The organism is Serratia sp. CY55921 (genome assembly GCF_052167655.1).
GTDB lineage: Bacteria > Pseudomonadota > Gammaproteobacteria > Enterobacterales > Enterobacteriaceae > Serratia > Serratia ureilytica.
Genome location: NZ_JBJNMU010000001.1, coordinates 1,499,087 through 1,517,298, shown reverse-complemented (window position 1 = coordinate 1,517,298; position 18,212 = coordinate 1,499,087). Strand labels below are relative to the sequence as shown.

At 58.9% G+C, this 18,212-nt stretch carries 17 protein-coding genes; 9 read left to right on the top strand and 8 right to left on the bottom strand.

The window, feature by feature from the left end:
- Window positions 1-16: 16 nt before the first annotated feature.
- The 6 genes from ACJ8M3_RS07190 to ghoS all read right to left on the bottom strand — a co-directional run bounded on the left by ACJ8M3_RS07190 (window position 17) and on the right by ghoS (window position 5,103).
- Window positions 17-886, bottom strand: coding sequence for a fructosamine kinase family protein (locus tag ACJ8M3_RS07190; RefSeq protein ID WP_033642864.1), 870 nt, complete (start codon window positions 884-886; stop codon window positions 17-19).
- 240 nt (window positions 887-1,126) lie between these two features.
- A complete protein-coding gene (locus tag ACJ8M3_RS07185) occupies window positions 1,127-1,981 on the bottom strand; it encodes a metal ABC transporter permease (protein ID WP_089196979.1) in 855 nt (284 codons plus the stop codon).
- Complete coding sequence (yfeC, locus tag ACJ8M3_RS07180; protein WP_016927980.1) at window positions 1,981-2,841, bottom strand: iron/manganese ABC transporter permease subunit YfeC; 861 nt, start codon at window positions 2,839-2,841, stop codon at window positions 1,981-1,983. The genes ACJ8M3_RS07185 and yfeC overlap by 1 nt, the downstream gene beginning before the upstream one ends.
- The gene (locus tag ACJ8M3_RS07175; RefSeq protein WP_033642866.1) at window positions 2,841-3,731 is read right to left on the bottom strand and encodes a manganese/iron ABC transporter ATP-binding protein; all 891 of its coding nucleotides are present in this window, start codon (window positions 3,729-3,731) and stop codon (window positions 2,841-2,843) included. Before ACJ8M3_RS07175 ends, yfeC begins: the two co-directional genes overlap by 1 nt.
- Window positions 3,728-4,672, bottom strand: coding sequence for a metal ABC transporter substrate-binding protein (locus ACJ8M3_RS07170; RefSeq protein ID WP_033642867.1), 945 nt, complete (start codon window positions 4,670-4,672; stop codon window positions 3,728-3,730). Before ACJ8M3_RS07170 ends, ACJ8M3_RS07175 begins: the two co-directional genes overlap by 4 nt.
- Window positions 4,673-4,803: 131 nt before the next feature.
- The gene (ghoS, locus tag ACJ8M3_RS07165) at window positions 4,804-5,103 is read right to left on the bottom strand and encodes a type V toxin-antitoxin system endoribonuclease antitoxin GhoS (protein WP_033642868.1); all 300 of its coding nucleotides are present in this window, start codon (window positions 5,101-5,103) and stop codon (window positions 4,804-4,806) included.
- Window positions 5,104-5,212: 109 nt separating this feature from the next.
- Here ghoS and ACJ8M3_RS07160 point away from each other — a divergent pair, with 109 nt between their 5' ends.
- The 6 genes from ACJ8M3_RS07160 to ACJ8M3_RS07135 all read left to right on the top strand — a co-directional run bounded on the left by ACJ8M3_RS07160 (window position 5,213) and on the right by ACJ8M3_RS07135 (window position 12,867).
- Window positions 5,213-5,878, top strand: coding sequence for a transglycosylase SLT domain-containing protein (locus tag ACJ8M3_RS07160; protein WP_004931439.1), 666 nt, complete (start codon window positions 5,213-5,215; stop codon window positions 5,876-5,878).
- Between the two features lie 304 nt (window positions 5,879-6,182).
- Entirely contained in the window at window positions 6,183-6,908 is a 726-nt protein-coding gene (locus tag ACJ8M3_RS07155; protein ID WP_033642869.1) for a gluconate 2-dehydrogenase subunit 3 family protein, read from the top strand.
- 2 nt (window positions 6,909-6,910) lie between these two features.
- Window positions 6,911-8,692 (top strand): GMC family oxidoreductase, encoded by a 1,782-nt coding sequence (locus ACJ8M3_RS07150; RefSeq protein ID WP_004931432.1) that lies wholly within the window; start codon window positions 6,911-6,913, stop codon window positions 8,690-8,692.
- 12 nt (window positions 8,693-8,704) lie between these two features.
- On the top strand, window positions 8,705-10,042 hold the full coding sequence (locus ACJ8M3_RS07145; protein ID WP_033642870.1) for a c-type cytochrome: 1,338 nt from the start codon (window positions 8,705-8,707) through the stop codon (window positions 10,040-10,042).
- 257 nt (window positions 10,043-10,299) lie between these two features.
- Window positions 10,300-11,583, top strand: coding sequence for an HAAAP family serine/threonine permease (locus ACJ8M3_RS07140; RefSeq protein ID WP_089196981.1), 1,284 nt, complete (start codon window positions 10,300-10,302; stop codon window positions 11,581-11,583).
- 150 nt (window positions 11,584-11,733) lie between these two features.
- Window positions 11,734-12,867, top strand: coding sequence for an ABC transporter substrate-binding protein (locus ACJ8M3_RS07135; protein WP_089196982.1), 1,134 nt, complete (start codon window positions 11,734-11,736; stop codon window positions 12,865-12,867).
- Between the two features lie 37 nt (window positions 12,868-12,904).
- On the opposite strand, the gene ACJ8M3_RS07130 is transcribed toward ACJ8M3_RS07135, so the two are convergent.
- Both ACJ8M3_RS07130 and ACJ8M3_RS07125 read right to left on the bottom strand, forming a co-directional pair.
- A complete protein-coding gene (locus ACJ8M3_RS07130) occupies window positions 12,905-13,591 on the bottom strand; it encodes a MarC family NAAT transporter (RefSeq protein ID WP_016927970.1) in 687 nt (228 codons plus the stop codon).
- 107 nt (window positions 13,592-13,698) lie between these two features.
- Window positions 13,699-13,926 carry a hypothetical protein gene (locus ACJ8M3_RS07125; RefSeq protein WP_025302614.1) on the bottom strand — a complete coding sequence of 76 codons (228 nt, stop codon included), beginning with the start codon at window positions 13,924-13,926 and terminating at the stop codon, window positions 13,699-13,701.
- 223 nt (window positions 13,927-14,149) lie between these two features.
- Between ACJ8M3_RS07125 and ACJ8M3_RS07120 the strand changes: the two genes are divergently transcribed.
- The 3 genes from ACJ8M3_RS07120 (at window position 14,150) to thrS (ending at window position 18,209) form a co-directional block, all read left to right on the top strand.
- Window positions 14,150-15,199 carry a YrzE family protein gene (locus ACJ8M3_RS07120; protein ID WP_089196983.1) on the top strand — a complete coding sequence of 350 codons (1,050 nt, stop codon included), beginning with the start codon at window positions 14,150-14,152 and terminating at the stop codon, window positions 15,197-15,199.
- Window positions 15,200-15,438: 239 nt separating this feature from the next.
- The gene (locus tag ACJ8M3_RS07115; RefSeq protein WP_047576017.1) at window positions 15,439-16,062 is read left to right on the top strand and encodes a hypothetical protein; all 624 of its coding nucleotides are present in this window, start codon (window positions 15,439-15,441) and stop codon (window positions 16,060-16,062) included.
- A gap of 218 nt (window positions 16,063-16,280) precedes the next feature.
- Window positions 16,281-18,209 carry a threonine--tRNA ligase gene (thrS, locus tag ACJ8M3_RS07110; protein ID WP_025159696.1) on the top strand — a complete coding sequence of 643 codons (1,929 nt, stop codon included), beginning with the start codon at window positions 16,281-16,283 and terminating at the stop codon, window positions 18,207-18,209.
- Window positions 18,210-18,212: the final 3 nt, after the last annotated feature.

Genomic DNA, 18,212 nt, shown 5'->3' with positions numbered 1-18,212 from the left:
TCGGCGCCCCGGAACGTTATGACGCTTCCGGCTGCAACAGCGCCTCCACCGCGCGTTGGGCAGCCACCAAATGCTGGCCGCCGAACAGATTGCTGCGGTTGAGCAGGTAGTACAGCTGATACAGCGGCTGGCGTTCGATAAATCCGGCCCCCAGCGGCCACACGCTCTGATAGCCGTCGTAGATCTGCGGCGGCAGCTCCGGATACAGCGGCAGCATCGCCAAATCGCACTCTCTGTCGCCCCAGTAGCTGGCCGGATCGAACAGTATCGGCCCGTTGGCGGTCATCGCGCAGTTGCCCGGCCACAGGTTGCCGTGCAGCAGGGAAGGCTGAGGCTGGTGGTGCTGCAAGCGCAGATACACCCGATCGACGATGTCGTCGATGTCGCCGAAGGTCATGCCTTTTTCCGCCGCCAGCTGCAGCTGCCAGCCGATGCGCTGCTCGGCGAAGAATTCCGACCAGCGGCGTTGCCAGGCGTTGGGTTGCGGGGTGGTGGTCAGATCGCTGTCGAAGTCGAGACCGAACTGCGGTTGCTCGCTCCACTGGTGCAGATGCGCCAGTTGTTGCCCCAGGCAGTAGGCGCCATGGGCGTCGAGGGGTTTCAACTGCTGATACTCCAGCAGCAGGAAGCTGTAGTCGCGATCGCTGCCGACGCCGTACACTTCCGGCACCCGCACGCTTTTGCTGCGCGCCAGCAGCGCCAGCTGATCGGCCTCGGCGGTGAATATCGGCAGTTGTTCACGGGCGTCGCATTTCACGAACACCTCGTTGTCACCGTAACTCACGCGCCACGCCGGGTGAATGTCGCCCCCGGGCAGTTCAATCCTTTCGCGTATCTCTGCGCTGCCAAGATGTTCACTTAACAGACGGCTAACGGCTTGCCACATGGTATTTCCCCCTCTGTGCTGCCTGATAATTCATTAGGTTAGCGTCTTTCCCGTGGTGAAAACACGACGCGGCGCACAGCCGGCGTCAAAGGCGGCGATTTTTTCAGCATCCCGCCAGCTCACAGTATATACCCTATTGATTAATTTAAGCGCAATACCGGTTGCAACTTGATGACAACGGATAAGGGGGCAGAGGAAACAGGATGCGGCGGAGAGCGCCGCCGCATCAGAGGAGGGCGTTTAACTGTCGCCCAGGGCGGTTTGGTTACGCTGTAACGGACGCAGTTTACCGTACAGTAAGGCGATAACGAACAGCACGGCCTGTACAATGACGATGCAGGGCCCGGTTGCGCCGTCGATGTGGAAACTGATCAGCGTGCCGAGCACGCAAGAGAACACCGACACCACCGTCGCCACCATCAGCATGCGATCGAAGCGGCGGCACAGCATAAAGGCGATGATGCCGGGGGCGATCAGCATGGCGATCACCAGGATCACCCCCACAGCCTGCAGCGAGGCGACGATGGTCATCGCCAGCAGACACAGCAGCCCGTAGTGCAGCTGCTTGACCGGCAGGCCAATCACCCGCGCATGGTGCGGATCGAAACAGTAGAGCATGAAGTCTTTGCGTTTAAGCAACACCACCGCCAGGGTGAAGCCGGCGATCAGCAGGGTTTGCTTCAGCTCGCCGTCGGTGATGCCCAGCATGTTGCCGAACAGAATGTGGCTCAGGTGCTGGTCGGTGTCGATGCGCGAGAACAGCACCAGGCCGAAGGCGAACATGCCGGAGAAAACGATGCCCATCACCGTGTCTTCTTTCACCCGGCTGTTCTCTTTCAGGTAGCCGGTGGCCACCGCGCAGAAGATGCCGGAGAGGAAGGCGCCGATCGCCAGCGGAATGCCGATGACGAACGCCACTACGATGCCGGGCAAGACGGCGTGCGAGATGGCGTCGCCCATCAGCGACCAGCCCTTGAGCACCAGATAGCAGGAGAGCACGGCGCATACCACGCCGGTGACGATGGCGGCGACGATCGCCCGCTGCATGAACGGGTAGGCGAAGGGTTCGCTGAGCAGTTGGTAGAGCGTGTCCATCAGCGGCCTCCGGTTGGTGACTGTGCTACGCGACGTTTTGCCGCCAGCAGGCCGTGTTTCGGCGCGAAGCAGAACGCCGCCAGGAACACCAGCGTTTGCAGGGTGACGATCACCCCGCCGGTGGCGCCGTCGAGGAAGAAACTCAGGTAGGCGCCGATGCCGCTGGTCAATGCGCCGATGATGATGGCGATGATCACCAGCCGGCTGAAGCGGTCGGTCAGCAGATAGGCGGTGGCGCCCGGCGTGATCACCATGGCGATCACCAAAATGGCGCCGACGGTTTGCAGTGCGGCGACGGTGCAGGCGCTGAGCAGGGTGAAGAACAGGATCTTCAGCTTCAGCGGCGACAGGCCGATCGACACCGCGTGGCTTTCGTCAAAGAACACCGCCAGCAGATCTTTCCACACCAGGCACAGGATCAGCAGCGAAACGCCGATGATGATTTCCACCTGCAGCACGTCTTCGTCGGCGATGCCGAGGATATTGCCGAAGATGATCGACTGTACGTTGACCGAGGTGGGGTTGAGCGACACGATCAGTAGGCCGACGGCAAAGAAGGTGGAGAAGATAAAGCCGATGATGGCGTCTTCGCGCAGCCGGGTGATGTGGCGCACCAGCGTCATCGCCAGCGCCGCCAGCATGCCGGTGAAGAAGGCGCCGGCGGCGTAGGGCAGGCCGAGGGCATAGGCGCCGGCCACGCCGGGCACCACCGAGTGCGACAGCGCATCGCCCATCAGCGACCACCCTTTCAGCATCAGGTAGGCGGACAGAAACGCGCAGGCGGCGCCGACGATGGCGCTGACCCAGATGGCCTTCACCATGTAGTTATAACTGAAAGGTTGCAGCAGAAGGTCCAGCATCAGGATTGTTTCTCCCTGGCCTGACTGTTGGCAGGCGGATCGCTCTTGGTGTGGCCATAGAACACCGCCGGGCGTTCATCGTCGGTCAACACCGTGACGGTGCGCGGATCGTTGTCGTCGTGCAGATCCGGGCCGGAGAGGTTGATATGGCGCAGCACGCCGCCGAACGCCAGCTCCAGATTGCTCTGGGTGAAGGTGGTTTCGGTCGGGCCGGCGGCCAACACCGTGCGGTTGATGAGGATCACCCGATCGCAGAACTCCGGCACGCTGCCGAGGTTATGGGTGGAAACCAGGATCAGATGCCCCTCGTCGCGCAGCGAGCGCAGTAGATCGATAATGGCATTCTCGGTTTTCACATCCACGCCGGTGAAAGGCTCATCCAGCAGCAGCACCGTGCCCTGCTGCGCCAGGGCGCGCGCCAGAAACACGCGCTTTTTCTGACCGCCGGAGAGTTCGCCGATCTGCCGGCCGCGCAGCTCGCTGAGGCCGACGCGCTCCAGCGCCTTGTCGACCCGCAAGCGATCCTCGCGCGACGGAATGCGCAGGAAATTCATCTTGCCGTAGCGGCCCATCATCACCACGTCTTCCACCAGCACCGGGAAGTTCCAGTCGACGTCTTCGGTTTGCGGCACGTAGGCGATCAGGTTCTTTTTCAGCGCGTCCGCTACCGGTTTGTCGCTCAGCGACACCCGGCCGCTGGTGGGCTTGACCAGCCCCATGATGCTTTTGAACAGCGTCGATTTACCGCTGCCGTTAACGCCCACCAGCGCGCAGATAGAACCGCCGCTCAGGGTAAAACTGGCGTTATGAATGGCGGTGTGCCCGTTGTTGTAGGTCACGGTGACGTCGTCCACGCTCAATTCAGGGCGGACAAACAGCTCATGGGTCATTGATCGAATCCTTTGGCGATGGTTTGCACGGTGGTGTTAAGCAGATCGATATAGGTCGGCACCGGGCCATCGCGGGTGGACAGCGAGTCCACGTACAACACGCCGCCGTATTTGGCGCCGGTCTCTTTCGCCACCTGCCTGGCCGGCTTGTCGGAAATGGTGCTCTCGCTGAACACCACCGGAATATGGTGGGCGCGCACCGCGTCGATCACCCGGCGGACCTGTTGCGGCGAGCCTTGCTCATCGGCGTTGATCGGCCACAGATAGACTTCTTTCAGCTGATAGTCCTGCGCCAGGTAGCTGAAGGCGCCTTCACTGGTCACCAGCCAACGCTGCGCGGCCGGAATGCGCGCCAGGCGTTCGCGCAGCGGGGCGTCCAGCGCGCCGATTTTCTCTGCGTAGGCCTTGGCGTTGCGGTTGTAGGTTTCCGCATTGGCCGGATCGTGCGCCACCAGCGCTTTGCGGATGTTTTCGATATATACCAGCGCGTTGCTCGGTGACATCCAGGCATGCGGGTTCGGGTTGCCGTTATAGGGCCCTTCACGGATTGGCAGCGGGGTGATGCCTTCGGTCACGACCGCCGCCGGCACCTGCTTGATGTTCTCGAAGAAGCGCTGGAACCAGCGTTCCAGGTTCATGCCGTTCCACAGGATCAGGTCGGCGTGCTGCGCTTTGACGATATCGCGCGGGGTGGGTTGGTAATCGTGGATCTCGGCGCCCGGTTTGGTGATGGATTCCACGACGGCGGCGTCACCCGCCACGTTCTGGGCGATATCCTGAATGATGGTGAAAGTGGTCACCACGCGCAGCTTTTTTTCCGCCAGCGCGGGTTGGCTGACCAGAGCGGCGCCGAGCAGCAAACAGGCGAGCGTGAAGGGGCGTAACAGTGCGGCAGCGCGGGGAGGGCGACTGCGACGAAAAGCGCAAGTTATCAATGGCATGATGACGTCTCCTGGTTCAAATGAAAATGATTATCAATATCAATTGAAGCGAAGTCAAGCGTCACTTGCCCACCGCCGGCGGGGCTATTTCTCCAACTGAAAAATAATACCGTCCGGGGAGTTATAGCATTTTATGTATCAGTATGTAACCGCTGAAGGTAGTCCTTACAGGTGCAGATCGCCACCTCCGGCTGTTTTCCCAACGCCAACTGCCCGAACCCCTGCGCCAGTCGCTGCACATCCTCTTGATCCAGAACGGTTATGAACGCAAAACTGTTGCTGCCGAGTTCATGATGAACGCCATTTTCGTCTGTCACCGACGTGACAAAACCTTCACGGGTCAATTGCCCGGTCAGCTTGGCCAGGTCGGTCAGTCCCGCTTCCTGATAGCGAAAAGTCACCACAAAGCAGCTTGTTGCAGATTGACTCATAAATCACCTCTTGGTATATGGATAGCTTGAGATTAGTCCAAAAAATTACTGCAGGTGTCCTTACAAGTTGTATATGCTACGCAACTCATTGAAAGGAGTGAGGGATTCTGTGAAAACAAAAATAGGTTGCCTTACGGCAATTTTGCTTTTGTCGGGGTGCGCCAAAGACCCGCAAACGGCGAGCAATATTTCAGGCAGTGGCACAACGCGCGGCGGTTGGTTAAAACCCCCTCCGCAGGCACCGGTAAACCGCACAGGCACCCCGGTTGCTTATAACGATTACATTCGTCAGGCCGCCAGCAACTACGGCGTCGACGAAACGCTGATTAAAGCGATTATTCAGGTGGAGTCCGGGTTTAACCCGAACGTGGTCAGCACCTCGAACGCAGTGGGATTGATGCAGCTGAAGGCTTCTACCGCCGGCCGCGACGCCTATCGCATGAAAGGACGAAGCGGGCAACCCAGCTCGCGTGAGCTGAAGGATCCGGCGGTCAATATTGATCTGGGAACGGCCTATATCAATATTCTTCAAAGCCAGCAGCTAGCCGGGATCAACAACCCACAGACTTTGCGTTACGCCACCATCGTTTCGTATGTGAACGGGGCGGGCGCCATGTTGCGCACTTTCTCCTCGGACAAGCGCGTGGCGGTTAATCGCATCAATCAGATGAGTCCGGATGAGTTTTATCAGCACATCCAGAAAAAGCACCCGGCACCGCAGGCGCCGCGCTATTTATGGAAAGTGACCACCGCTTATCAGGCGATGTCGCAGTAATCCCATCCTTTGAATCGGCCGCCGAACGCGGCCGATTTTGTTTTCGGCGTCAGTTTTTAGCGCGACCCGCCTCTCATTTTTCGTTATTTCCTCATCGCTTATCAGAAAAACCGCACAAAAAGTTAAATTTACGTTAGCAGATAAATCTTTACGTTCATTCAATAAGTTACCGGTAACATTTTTGCTTTTGCTCGCATTCTGACCTTCAATAAATAGACAAATAAGTAACAAATTATTTTAAAAACCCGTATCGATCGCAAGGTTGCGGTTAAATAGTTGTGACTATCTTTGGATGGAATGTGACATGTCGAATCATAAAACCAACAATTCGCGGCGCGATTTCTTGTTGAAATCGATGACCTTAATTCCTGCGGCGGTAATTGGTGGCAGCGGCGTTGGCGCGCTGACGGCCCCAGCACCAGCGGTCGCTGCCTCGAACACTTCAACGCAGAACGATTACCAACCGACCTTTTTCACCCCGGAAGAGTGGGCCTTCATCAAGGCCGCCGTCGCGCGCCTGATCCCGGCCGACGAACGCGGCCCTGGCGCGCTGGAAGCCGGCGTGCCGGAGTTTATCGATCGCCAGATGAACACGCCGTACGCCACCGGTTCCATCTGGTACATGCAGGGGCCGTTCAACCCCGATGTGCCGAAGGAGATGGGCTACCAGCTGCCGCTGGTGCCCAAGCAAATCTACAACCTCGGCATCCATGACGCCGACGCCTACAGCAAGAAAACCGCCGGCAAGCCTTTCGCCGAACTGGATGGCGCGCAGCAAGACGCCCTGCTGCAAAAGTTCGAGTCCGGCGAGGCGGAGTTCCAGCAACTGCCGTCGAAACTGTTCTTCTCCTATCTGCTGCAAAACACCCGTGAAGGTTTCTTCAGCGATCCGATCCATGGCGGCAACAAAGACATGGTTGGCTGGAAGCTGATTAATTTTCCGGGCGCGCGCGCCGATTTTATGGACTGGGTTGAGCGAGGGGAGCGTTATCCCTTCCCGCCGGTCTCGATTCGTGGGGAGAGGGGCTAACCATGGCAACGGTAATGAAAAAAGTAGACGCGGTGATCGTCGGCTTCGGCTGGGTGGGCGCGATCATGGCCAAAGAGCTGACCGAGGCCGGCCTCAACGTGGTGGCGCTGGAGCGCGGCCCGATGCGCGACACCTACCCGGACGGTTCTTATCCGCAGGTGATCGACGAGCTGACCTATAACATTCGACGCAAGCTGTTCCAGGATCTGTCGAAAAGCACCGTCACCATTCGCCACAACAGCAGCCAGACCGCGGTGCCTTACCGCCAGCTGGCGGCGTTCCTGCCGGGCACCGGCGTCGGCGGCGCCGGTCTGCACTGGTCGGGCGTGCATTTCCGCGTCGATCCGATCGAACTGCGCATGCGCAGCCATTATGAAGAGCGCTACGGCAAAAACTTCATTCCGAAGGACATGACCATCCAGGACTTCGGCGTGACCTACGACGAGCTGGAACCGTTCTTCGACAAAGCGGAGAAAGTGTTCGGCACCTCCGGCACCGCCTGGACCATCAAAGGGCAGAAAGTGGCGCAGAAGGGCGGCAACCGCTTTGCGCCGGATCGCTCCGACGACTTCCCGCTGCCGGCGCAGAAAAACACCTACTCCGCCCAGCTGTTCGAGAAAGCGGCGCTGGAGGTGGGTTACCACCCTTACAACCTGCCGTCCGCCAACACCTCGGACTCTTACACCAACCCGTACGGCGCGCAGATGGGTCCGTGCAACTTCTGCGGTTTCTGCAGCGGCTACGCCTGCTACATGTATTCCAAAGCCTCGCCGAACGTCAACATCTTGCCGGCGCTGCGCATGGAGAAACGCTTCGAGCTGCGCACCAACGCCAACGTGCTGAAGGTCAACCTGACCGATGACAAGTCCCGCGCCACCGGCGTGAACTACGTCGATGCGCAGGGCCGTGAGATTGAACAGCCGGCCGACCTGGTGATCCTGGGCGCGTTCCAGTTCCACAACGTGCACCTGATGCTGCTGTCCGGCATCGGCAAGCCTTACGATCCGGTGACCGGCGAAGGCGTGGTCGGGCGCAACTTCGCCTACCAGAACATGACCACCATCAAGGCGTTCTTTGATAAAGACGTCTTCACCAACCCGTTCATCGGCGCCGGCGGCAACGGCGTGGGCGTGGATGACTTCAACGCCGACAACTTCGATCACGCCAAAGAAGGCTTCGTCGGCGGTTCGCCGTTCTGGGTCAACCAGGCGGGCACCAAGCCGATCTCCGGCCTGCCGACCCCGCCGGGTACCCCGGCCTGGGGCAGCAAGTGGAAAGCGGCGGTGGCGGATGCCTACACCCACCACGTCTCGATGGATGCCCACGGCGCGCACCAGTCGTACCGCAACAACTATCTGGATCTCGATCCCAACTACAAGAACGTGTTCGGCCAGCCGCTGCTGCGCATGACGTTCGACTGGCAGGAAAACGACATCAAGATGGCGCAGTTCATGTACGACAAGATGGCGCCGATCGCCAAGGCGATGAACCCGAAACTGATCGCCGGCAGCCCGAAAAACGCCAACAGCCACTTCGATACCACCAGCTACCAGACCACCCACATGAACGGCGGTGCGGTGATGGGGGAAGATCCGAAGACCAGCGCGGTCAACCGCTATCTGCAGAGCTGGGATGTGCACAACGTGTTCTCGATCGGCGCATCGGCCTTCCCGCAAGGGCTGGGCTACAACCCGACCGGCACCGTGGCGGCGCTGGCTTATTGGTCTGCCCGCGCCATTCGCGAGCAGTATCTGAAAAACCCAGGCCCATTGGTGCAGGCATAAGGACGGCGAACGATGAAAGCATTTGTACCGGCACTGGTTCTCAGTGCAGTGAGTTTCTCCGTTTGGGCGCAGGACGCCACCGTCAGCAGCGAGCTGATCAAGCGCGGCGAGTACCTGGCGCGCGCCGGTGACTGTGTGGCCTGCCATACCGATGGCAAGAACGGCAAGACCTTCGCCGGCGGCCTGGCGATGGAGACGCCGATCGGCACCATCTACTCGACCAACATTACGCCGGACAAGAAAACCGGCATCGGCGATTACAGCTTCGAGGATTTCGACAACGCGGTGCGTAAGGGCGTAGCCAAAAACGGCAGCACCCTGTACCCGGCGATGCCGTACCCGTCGTTCGCGCTGGTGAAAGAGGACGACATGCGCGCCATGTATGCCTATTTCATGCACGGCGTGCAGCCGGTGGAGCAGGCCAACAAGGACTCCGACATCCCGTGGCCGCTGTCGATGCGCTGGCCGCTGAGCATCTGGCGCGGCATGTTTGCGCCGTCGCCGGCGGATTTTGTCGCCGACGCCAAGGCCGATCCGGTGATTGAGCGCGGTCGCTACCTGGTGGAAGGCCTGGGCCACTGCGGCGCCTGCCATACCCCGCGCAGCATCACCATGCAGGAGAAAGCGTTGAGCAACAGCGAAAGCGACGACTACCTGTCCGGGAGCAACGCGCCGATCGACGGGTGGGTGGCTTCCAGCCTGCGCGGCGACCGCAAGGACGGCCTGGGCAGCTGGAGCGAAGCCGAGCTGACCGAGTTCCTGAAAACCGGCCGTAACGACAAAGCCATCGTGTTCGGCGGCATGAGCGACGTCGTGGAGCACAGCCTGCAATACCTGAGCGACGACGATCTGACCGCCATCGCGCGCTACCTGAAATCGCTGCCGCCGAAAGACGGCAAGCAGCAGGCGGCGCCGGTCGAAGACAGCGTGGCCAAGGATCTGTGGCGCGGGAATGACAGCAAGCCCGGCGCGGCGCTGTATGTCGATAACTGCGCGGCCTGCCACCGCACCGACGGCGTGGGCTACAAGCGCGCCTTCCCGTCGCTGAAGGGCAATCCGGTGGTGCAGACCGAGGACGCGACCTCGCTGATCCACATCGTGCTGACCGGCAACACCACGCCGGCGGTGCAGGGCGCGGTGTCCAACATCACCATGCCGCCGTTTGGCTGGCGTTTGAACGATCAGCAGGTGGCGGACGTGGTGAACTTCATCCGCTCCAGCTGGGGCAACAGCGCCAAACCGGTGAGCGCCTCCGACGTGGCCGACGTGCGTAAAGACCGCTCGATGATCCGCGATGAGAAGGAGATGGGCAGCGCCGAGGTGCCGGACCATCCGGACGCGAAGAAGTAAACCGCTTAAGGGCTCCGCAAGGGGCCCTTAGTTTTTCCTGCCTGCGCCGTTTTTTTCAGCATTTCCTGTTCGCAAATCGTTCGTTCGGCCGATAAAACATAGACCCGCAGCGGATTTTTCATTATCCTTTGCCGTCCTTTCATCAGGCGTAAGTATGAAATATCGCTTTAATTCACTGATTACTATTAAAAAATTCGCGGAGAAGGATATCCCGTTAGGCGCAATCGTTGGCGCCGCAGATTAAGGTAGACTGTCTCATGAGTACGATTTCTCCCGATTCAGGCACGCTGACGGCCGCTCAGCCTGCCAAATGGAACAAAACCGACACCGTCTGGATGTTCGGTCTCTATGCGACTGCGGTGGGCGCAGGTACGTTGTTCTTGCCGATCAACGCCGGCCTGAACGGCCCGTTGGTGTTGCTGCTGATGGCGCTGTTCGCTTTCCCGCTGACCTATTTGCCGCACCGCGCGCTCAGCCGCTTCGTGCTTTCCGGCTCCAGCCGCGACGGCAACATTCACGATGTGGTGGTGGAACACTTCGGCGTGCTGGCCGGCAAAATCATCATGGTGCTGTATCTGATGGCGTTCTTCCCGATCGTGCTGGTGTACAGCATTTCGATCACTAACGCGCTGGACAGCTTCCTGATCCATCAGTTCCACGTGGCGCCGCTGCCGCGCATCTGGCTGAGCCTGGCGGTGGTGGTGGTGCTCAATCTGGTGCTGCTGCGCGGCAAAGACAGCATCGTGGCGGCAATGGGCATGCTGGTGTTCCCGCTGCTGGTGTTCCTGATGGGCATTTCGCTGTACCTGATGCCGAGCTGGAATACCGCCAACTTCGTTAATGGCCTGGCCGCCACCCGCTTCGACACGCCGGGGCTTTGGCATTCGCTGTGGCTGGCGGTGCCGGTGATGGTGTTCTCCTTCAGCCATGCGCCAATCATCTCCTCCTTCGCCTCGACGCAGAAGAGCCTGTATGGCGACAAGGCGGAACGCCGCTGCGCGCGCATCATGCGCTACAGCTATGTGCTGATCTGCGTTACCGTGCTGTTCTTCGTGTTCAGCTGCGTGCTGAGCCTGTCCCATGAAGACATGCAGCAGGCCAAAGATCAGAACATCACGGTGCTGACCACCCTGGCCAACAAGTTTTCCAACCCGCTGATCGCCTATCTCGGCCCGGTGATGGCGATGCTGGCAATGGCCAAATCCTATCTCGGCACCTCGCTGGGGGTGACGGAAGGGGCGACCAGCCTGATCGACGGCGTCACGCGCGCGGTCGGCAAGCCGCTCAGCTCGCGCATGACGCACCGCATCTCGGCGGTGTCGCTGTTCCTGCTCACCTGGGCGGCGACGGTGTGGAACCCCAGCGCGCTGCATATCATCGAAACCATCAGCGGCCCGCTGATTGCGGCGATCCTGTTCATCTTGCCGATGTACGCCGTGCGTGCGGTGCCGGCCATGCGCCAATATCGCGCGGCGAGCAACGTCTTCGTGCTGGTGATGGGCCTGATCGCGCTCTCGGCGCTGATCTACGGCCTGATGTGATCCCCTGGGCGCGCCGGCTCCGGCGCGCCTCTTATCCTTCCTTTACACATCCCTTTGCAATTAATCGCCGGCATGCCGGGCGTTATCTTTGATAATGCAAGCCATTCTCATTAGTATTTCCTGAATGTATTCATGACTAAGGAGTCTTTCGTGCACCGTCGAATCACTTTGCCGGCGCTGGTTTGCGCCACCTTACTCGCCTCTCCGGCGATGGCCACTACCTATCCGTTGACCCTGACCGACACCTCCGGCCAGACGCTCACCCTCCAGCAAGAACCGAAACGCATCGTGGTGCAGGACGGGCGCGACATTCTCACGCTGGCGCTGCTCGATCGCGCCAACCCGTTTGGCCGGCTGGTGGCCTGGAATAACTTATTGAAGAAAAGCGACGCGGCGACCTGGGATATCTTGCAGAGCAAATGGCCGGCGGCGAAAAACATCATCGATATGGGCTTCAGCGACAAGGGTGAAGTGAATCTGGAGAGCGTGATCGCCAAGCGGCCCGATCTGATGATCGCCCAGCTGCGCTCCAAACCGTCCCTGAGCCAAACCGGCGTGCTGGATAAGCTAAAGGCGCTGAACGTGCCGGTGCTGTTTATCGATACCATGCTCAAGCCGGTGGAAAACACGCCCAAAAGCGTGACGCTGCTGGGGGAAACCCTCAACCGCGAAAGCGAGGCCAAGCAATATACCGATTATTATCAGCAGCACTATCAGGCCATTCTAGCCAAAACGCAGGCGGTGGAACCCAAGCCGCTGGTGTTCTTTGAAGCCAAGGCCGGCCTGAACGGACTGGAATCCTGCTGCTTTACCCATGCGCACGTCGGCTGGGGGGCACTGGTCGAGGCGGTCGGCGCGCGCAACATCGGCTCTGCGCTGCTGCCGGGCGCGACCGGCGACGTGGCGCTGGAAAAAGTGATCGCCATGAAGCCGGATGCCTACATCGTTTCCGGCTCACAGTGGGCCAGCAAGACCAACGCCGCAGTGCCGTTCGGCTATGGCGTGACGCAGCAGCAGGTGGATGAGGCCTTCAACCGCATGAAGCAGCGCCCAGGGTTCGCGCAGCTGTCGGCGGTGAAGGAAGGGCGGTTCTACGGCATCTACCATAACTTCTACAACCACCCGTACAACATCGTCGGGCTGGAGTATCTGGCGAAGTTTATCTATCCGGCGCAGTTCCCGGATTTGGATCCGGCCAAGACCTACAGCGAGATCCTCAGTCGCTTTACCGAAGTGCCGGAAGGCAAGGGCATTTTGGGCGCGCAGGCGCCGGCGGGGAAATAACGGCAACGGGCGCGAGCATCGCGCCCGTTTTTTATCGTCAGGCGGCCGGTGTGTAGGTGGAGATGATCTCGAGCACGCCGTTGATGATGAACTGCACGCCCATACAGACCAGCAGGAACCCCATCAGGCGCGAGATCGCCTCGATGCCGCTTTTTCCCACCAACCGCATGATGGCGCCGGAACTGAGCAGGCAGGCCCACAGGATCACCGCGACCGTCAGGAAGATGGCCACCGGCGCCACGGCCAACACCCAGGGTTCAAAGCCCAGCGAGTTCGCTTTGACGCTCGATGCCGAGCTGATGATCATCGCGATGGTGCCCGGCCCGGCGGTGCTCGGCATGGCCAGCGGCACGAAGGCGATGTTGGCCGACGTCTTGTGGCGCAGCTCGTGCGACTTGCTCTCCACCTCCGGCGCGTCTTCGGGGCTCTGCTGCGGGAACAGCATGCGAAAACCGATGAAGGCGACGATCAGGCCGCCGGCGATGCGCAGGCCGGGGATCGAAATGCCGAAGGTGTTCATCACCACCTGCCCGGCGTAAAACGCCACCGTCATGATGCAGAACACATAAACCGAGGCCATCAGCGACTGCTGATTACGCTCTTCGCGCGTCATATTGCCGGACAACCCGAGCAGCAACGCCACCGTGGTCAGCGGGTTGGCCAGCGGCAACAGCAGCACCAAACCCAGTCCGATGGCCTGGAATAACTGCAAAATACCCGTCATAAAATAGACTCCCTGTGCAACGTTCAAGCCGCCAAACGGCGGCCCATGAGCTGAACAGCCTAGCCTGCCGTACGCCTGGCGGCAATGGGGATAGCTCGTAACGTTAATTAACCGTCGGCCCGGGCGTTCAGCGTCGCCGGCCGGCGAAATTCGTCGGCGGGAGCCTCATCGTCATCGCCGCACTCGCCGGCGAGCTCAGGTTCATCCTCACACCCCAGCGGCGCCTCGTTGACCGCAATCGCGCGCGGCACCGAACGTGCGCCAAAATGCACCAGCCCATATAACGTCGCCAATGCCGCGCACGCCACGATGAGGGCTGCGAGTAACCGGTTCATGTTGTGCGCTAAGACCTTGTTCATTGGTGGATAGCGTAAGAATAGTGACGCTAAGGCGGTCTGTCAGCGTAGCGCCGCTGAAAGTAAACGCACGTCTGAAGTCATTATCATTAATTATTTTTAACTGTTTTCACCCTTTAACCGCCTGATTGATGAAGCGAGTCTATAATGGTAAGGCTTTCTGGCATTTCTTTATAATCGAAAACTTAAAAGGAGTTTTACTATGGAAGTGGCAAAAGAATGGGTAGCGGCGAAAAAAATCTCCTGGGGCAGCGTCATCGGCGGCGTGATCACCGTATTGGCTGTTTCACTGTTGCTGTCGACGTTAGGCACCAGTCTTGGATTCTCCATCGTGGATCCGACATCAGACGATCCGATAAACGGCGCCGGTACCACTGTAGTGATTTGGTCCGCTGTTTCAATCATTATTAGTTTGGCCGCCGGCGCTTTTATTGCCGGGCGTTTGGCTGCTAATGACGGACTTATTCATGGCTTCCTGGTATGGGCGACCTCACTGATTGTGGCGGCGGTGCTGGGGGGGATGCTGGTCGGGTCTGCCGTGAAGGCGACCGGCAATGCGCTGGGCGCTATCGCTTCGACCTCCGGCAGCTTGCTCTCCGGCGCCGGTTCAGCGATTGGCAAAGGGGCATCCGGATTGGCGGACGCCGGCGGTAAAGTGTTTGACAAGTTGGGCATTGACACAACCTTGGAACCTGAACAGCTGCAAGGCGATGTGGTTACGGCGCTTAAAAAAAGCGGTATCCCGTCATTGCAGCCTGAATTCATGCAACAGCAGTTGAATGCGGCCAAAACTGATTTGGCGGACGCAGTAAAAGCTCTGGCACTTCAGCCTGACAATAGCGACGACATTATTAATCAACTGGTCGCCAAGCTTAAAAAACAGGGTGAGGCCATCTCGCAAGATGTGGATCAAGACGCCCTGAAAAAGGCCTTGGCGGAAAATACCGATATGACGCCGCAGGAAGTGGACCAGACGGTGAAGAATTTGGTCGAAGCCAAAAATAAAACTGCCCAGCTGGTTAATCAGCGTTTGGATGACGCCGAAGCAAAAATCAATCAGGCAAAACAGGAGTATGTGGAGCTGAAACAGAAGGCGCGCGAGCAGGCTGCCGCTGCTGCGGACGAATTGTCGCGGGCCGCATTGTGGTCGTTCTTTGCGCTGTTGATTGGCGCAGTGGTCAGTGCGTTGGCCGGCTTGTGGGGCGTTAACACCAATGTCCGCCGTATCGCGGTATCACCTGCGCAGGCGTAATCTTCAGGCTCCTTTGCGCGTCTCGATGATATAGGGATGAGAGCCTGGAATACTGACGACGATGAAGTGACTGCCAGGAAAGACTGGCCTCACCCCGGCCCAGGTGCCGGGGTTTTTTATTGTTTCGGCGTAATTAACGACCACCTTTCGCGCGGCGCAGGGCATTAGGCATCAATTGCCACGATCCCTGAGAACAGGTGGATACCATAGATGCGCTGTAAATAATAATGAGTGTGATTATGAAACAAGAACTGCATATTTTACTGGGGAAAATCGGCGCATTCGCGCTTTCCGCCGCCTTCATGGCGGCATTGGTCGGCCTGGTGTTTATCGATGTGCACTGGCTGCATAACTTCGTGCATGAAACCTCGTTGACCGAAGCGGCGCAGGAACTGTTGCTGCTCGCCATCTCCGGCGGTTTCTTCGCCGCGGCTCGGCGACAGGCCGAGCGTCGTTCCGCCTGGCTGCTGGTTGGCGGCTTCTTTCTCTGCATGCTGATCCGCGAGATGGACTTCGCTTTCGATGCGTTGTGGCACGGCGCCTGGGTGTGGTTCGCGCTGGCGGTCGCCTTGGCCTGTCTGTGGCATGCCGCAAGACATATTGCGGCTACGGCGCGCGGCCTGGTCTATATCGTGTCGCACCCCGGCTACGGCATGATGTGCGCCGGCCTGCTGTGCATCCTGGTGTTTTCACGCCTGTTCGGCATGAGCGCGCTGTGGCAAACGCTGATGCTGGACGGTTACAACCGGGTGGTGAAAAACATGGTGGAAGAGGGATGCGAACTGCTGGGCTACGGCCTGTGCCTGCTGGCCACCCTTAGCTACCTGAAAGGCGTGTTTGCGCCGGATAGAGCGAAAGCGTGAGGGCGGCGGCGCTTTATTTATCCGGAACAATTTTAGTGATACTATTCGCTTAGCCGAATGCGGCTGAGAAGGTATGCGTTCCATTCTGTATACCCAGTGAGGTTTCAATCTGGCAATTGTGGGCGAGATCTGAAACCTGGCTGACCAAACCCAAAATCCAATTTTCGTACTGCATGTGATCTGTCGTGTGGGTCACCACTGTAGATAAGGAATTATTAATGCCTGTTATTACCCTTCCTGACGGAAGTCAGCGTCATTTCGATCACCCCGTTTCCCCGATGGATGTCGCGCGCGATATCGGCCCTGGCCTGGCGAAAGCCTGTATCGCCGGCCGCGTCAACGGCGAGCTGGTCGACGCCGGCGATCTGATCGAATCAGATGCGCAGCTGGCCATCATCACCATCAAAGACGAAGACGGTCTGGAAATCATGCGCCACTCCTGTGCGCACCTGCTGGGTCATGCGATCAAGCAGCTGTGGCCGGATACCAAAATGGCGATCGGTCCGGTGATCGACAACGGTTTCTATTATGACGTGGATATCGACCGCACCCTGACGCAGGAAGACCTGGATCTGCTGGAAAAGCGGATGCACGAGTTGGCCGATAAGGATTACGACGTCATCAAGAAGAAGGTCAGCTGGCAAGAAGCCCGCGACACCTTCGCTGAGCGCGGCGAAATCTATAAAGTGGCGATCCTGGATGAGAACATCAGCCATGACGATCGTCCGGGCCTGTATCACCACGAAGAATACGTCGACATGTGCCGCGGTCCGCACGTGCCGAACATGCGTTTCTGCCACCATTTCAAACTGCAGAAAACCTCCGGCGCTTACTGGCGCGGCGACAGCAAAAACAAAATGCTGCAGCGTATCTACGGTACCGCCTGGGCAGACAAGAAGCAGCTGAACGCCTACCTGCAACGCCTGGAAGAAGCGGCCAAGCGCGATCACCGCAAGATCGGCAAACAGCTCGACCTGTATCATATGCAGGAAGAAGCGCCGGGCATGGTGTTCTGGCACAACGACGGTTGGACTATCTTCCGCGAGCTGGAAGCCTTCGTGCGCATGAAGCTCAAAGAGTACCAGTACCAGGAAGTGAAAGGTCCGTTCATGATGGACCGCGTGCTGTGGGAAAAAACCGGCCACTGGGAAAACTACAAAGACGCCATGTTCACCACCGCGTCGGAAAACCGCGAATACTGCATCAAGCCGATGAACTGCCCGGGTCACGTGCAGATCTTCAACCAGGGCCTGAAGTCGTACCGCGATTTGCCGCTGCGCATGGGCGAATTCGGCAGCTGCCACCGCAACGAGCCTTCGGGTTCCCTGCACGGCCTGATGCGCGTGCGTGGCTTCACGCAGGATGACGCCCACATCTTCTGTACCGAAGAGCAGGTGCGCGCCGAAGTGAACGAATGCATTCGCATGGTCTATGACGTGTACGGCACTTTCGGCTTCGACAAGATCGCCGTCAAGCTGTCCACGCGCCCGGAAAAACGCATCGGCACCGACGACATGTGGACCCGTGCGGAAGAAGACCTGGCCGCCGCGCTGACCGAGAACGGCATTCCGTTCGAGTACCAGCCGGGCGAGGGCGCCTTCTACGGACCGAAAATTGAATTTACCCTGCATGATTGTTTGGATCGCGCATGGCAATGTGGTACCGTGCAGCTCGATTTCTTCTTGCCGGGCCGTTTGGGCGCATCGTACGTTGGCGAAAACAACGATCGCGTCGTGCCGGTAATGATTCACCGCGCCATTTTGGGCTCCATGGAACGTTTCATCGGTATCCTTACCGAAGAATACGCCGGGTTCTACCCGACCTGGATCGCCCCGGTGCAGGTGGTGGTGATGAATATCACCGATAGCCAGTCTGATTACGTCCAGCAATTGACCAAAAAACTGCAGGATGCAGGTATTCGCGTGAAAGCGGACTTGAGAAATGAGAAGATTGGCTTTAAAATTCGCGAACATACTTTACGTCGAGTCCCTTACATGTTGGTGTGCGGTGACAAAGAGGTCGAAGCAGGCAAAGTTGCCGTTCGTACCCGCCGTGGCAAAGACTTGGGAAGCCTGGACGTAAACGAAGTCGTAGACAAGCTGCTGAAAGAGATTCGCAGCCGTAGTCTTCATCAACTGGAGGAATAAAGT

Coding starts and splice junctions, on each gene's coding strand:
- ACJ8M3_RS07175 (WP_033642866.1), bottom strand. CDS start 3,731: ATGACCCATGAGCTGTTTGTCCGCCCTGAATTGAGCGTGGACGACGTC.
- ACJ8M3_RS07155 (WP_033642869.1), top strand. CDS start 6,183: ATGTCGAATCATAAAACCAACAATTCGCGGCGCGATTTCTTGTTGAAA.
- thrS (WP_025159696.1), top strand. CDS start 16,281: ATGCCTGTTATTACCCTTCCTGACGGAAGTCAGCGTCATTTCGATCAC.
- ACJ8M3_RS07190 (WP_033642864.1), bottom strand. CDS start 886: ATGTGGCAAGCCGTTAGCCGTCTGTTAAGTGAACATCTTGGCAGCGCA.
- ACJ8M3_RS07120 (WP_089196983.1), top strand. CDS start 14,150: ATGGAAGTGGCAAAAGAATGGGTAGCGGCGAAAAAAATCTCCTGGGGC.
- ACJ8M3_RS07115 (WP_047576017.1), top strand. CDS start 15,439: ATGAAACAAGAACTGCATATTTTACTGGGGAAAATCGGCGCATTCGCG.
- ACJ8M3_RS07170 (WP_033642867.1), bottom strand. CDS start 4,672: ATGCCATTGATAACTTGCGCTTTTCGTCGCAGTCGCCCTCCCCGCGCT.
- ACJ8M3_RS07130 (WP_016927970.1), bottom strand. CDS start 13,591: ATGACGGGTATTTTGCAGTTATTCCAGGCCATCGGACTGGGTTTGGTG.
- ACJ8M3_RS07150 (WP_004931432.1), top strand. CDS start 6,911: ATGGCAACGGTAATGAAAAAAGTAGACGCGGTGATCGTCGGCTTCGGC.
- yfeC (WP_016927980.1), bottom strand. CDS start 2,841: ATGCTGGACCTTCTGCTGCAACCTTTCAGTTATAACTACATGGTGAAG.
- ghoS (WP_033642868.1), bottom strand. CDS start 5,103: ATGAGTCAATCTGCAACAAGCTGCTTTGTGGTGACTTTTCGCTATCAG.
- ACJ8M3_RS07185 (WP_089196979.1), bottom strand. CDS start 1,981: ATGGACACGCTCTACCAACTGCTCAGCGAACCCTTCGCCTACCCGTTC.
- ACJ8M3_RS07145 (WP_033642870.1), top strand. CDS start 8,705: ATGAAAGCATTTGTACCGGCACTGGTTCTCAGTGCAGTGAGTTTCTCC.
- ACJ8M3_RS07125 (WP_025302614.1), bottom strand. CDS start 13,926: ATGAACCGGTTACTCGCAGCCCTCATCGTGGCGTGCGCGGCATTGGCG.
- ACJ8M3_RS07140 (WP_089196981.1), top strand. CDS start 10,300: ATGAGTACGATTTCTCCCGATTCAGGCACGCTGACGGCCGCTCAGCCT.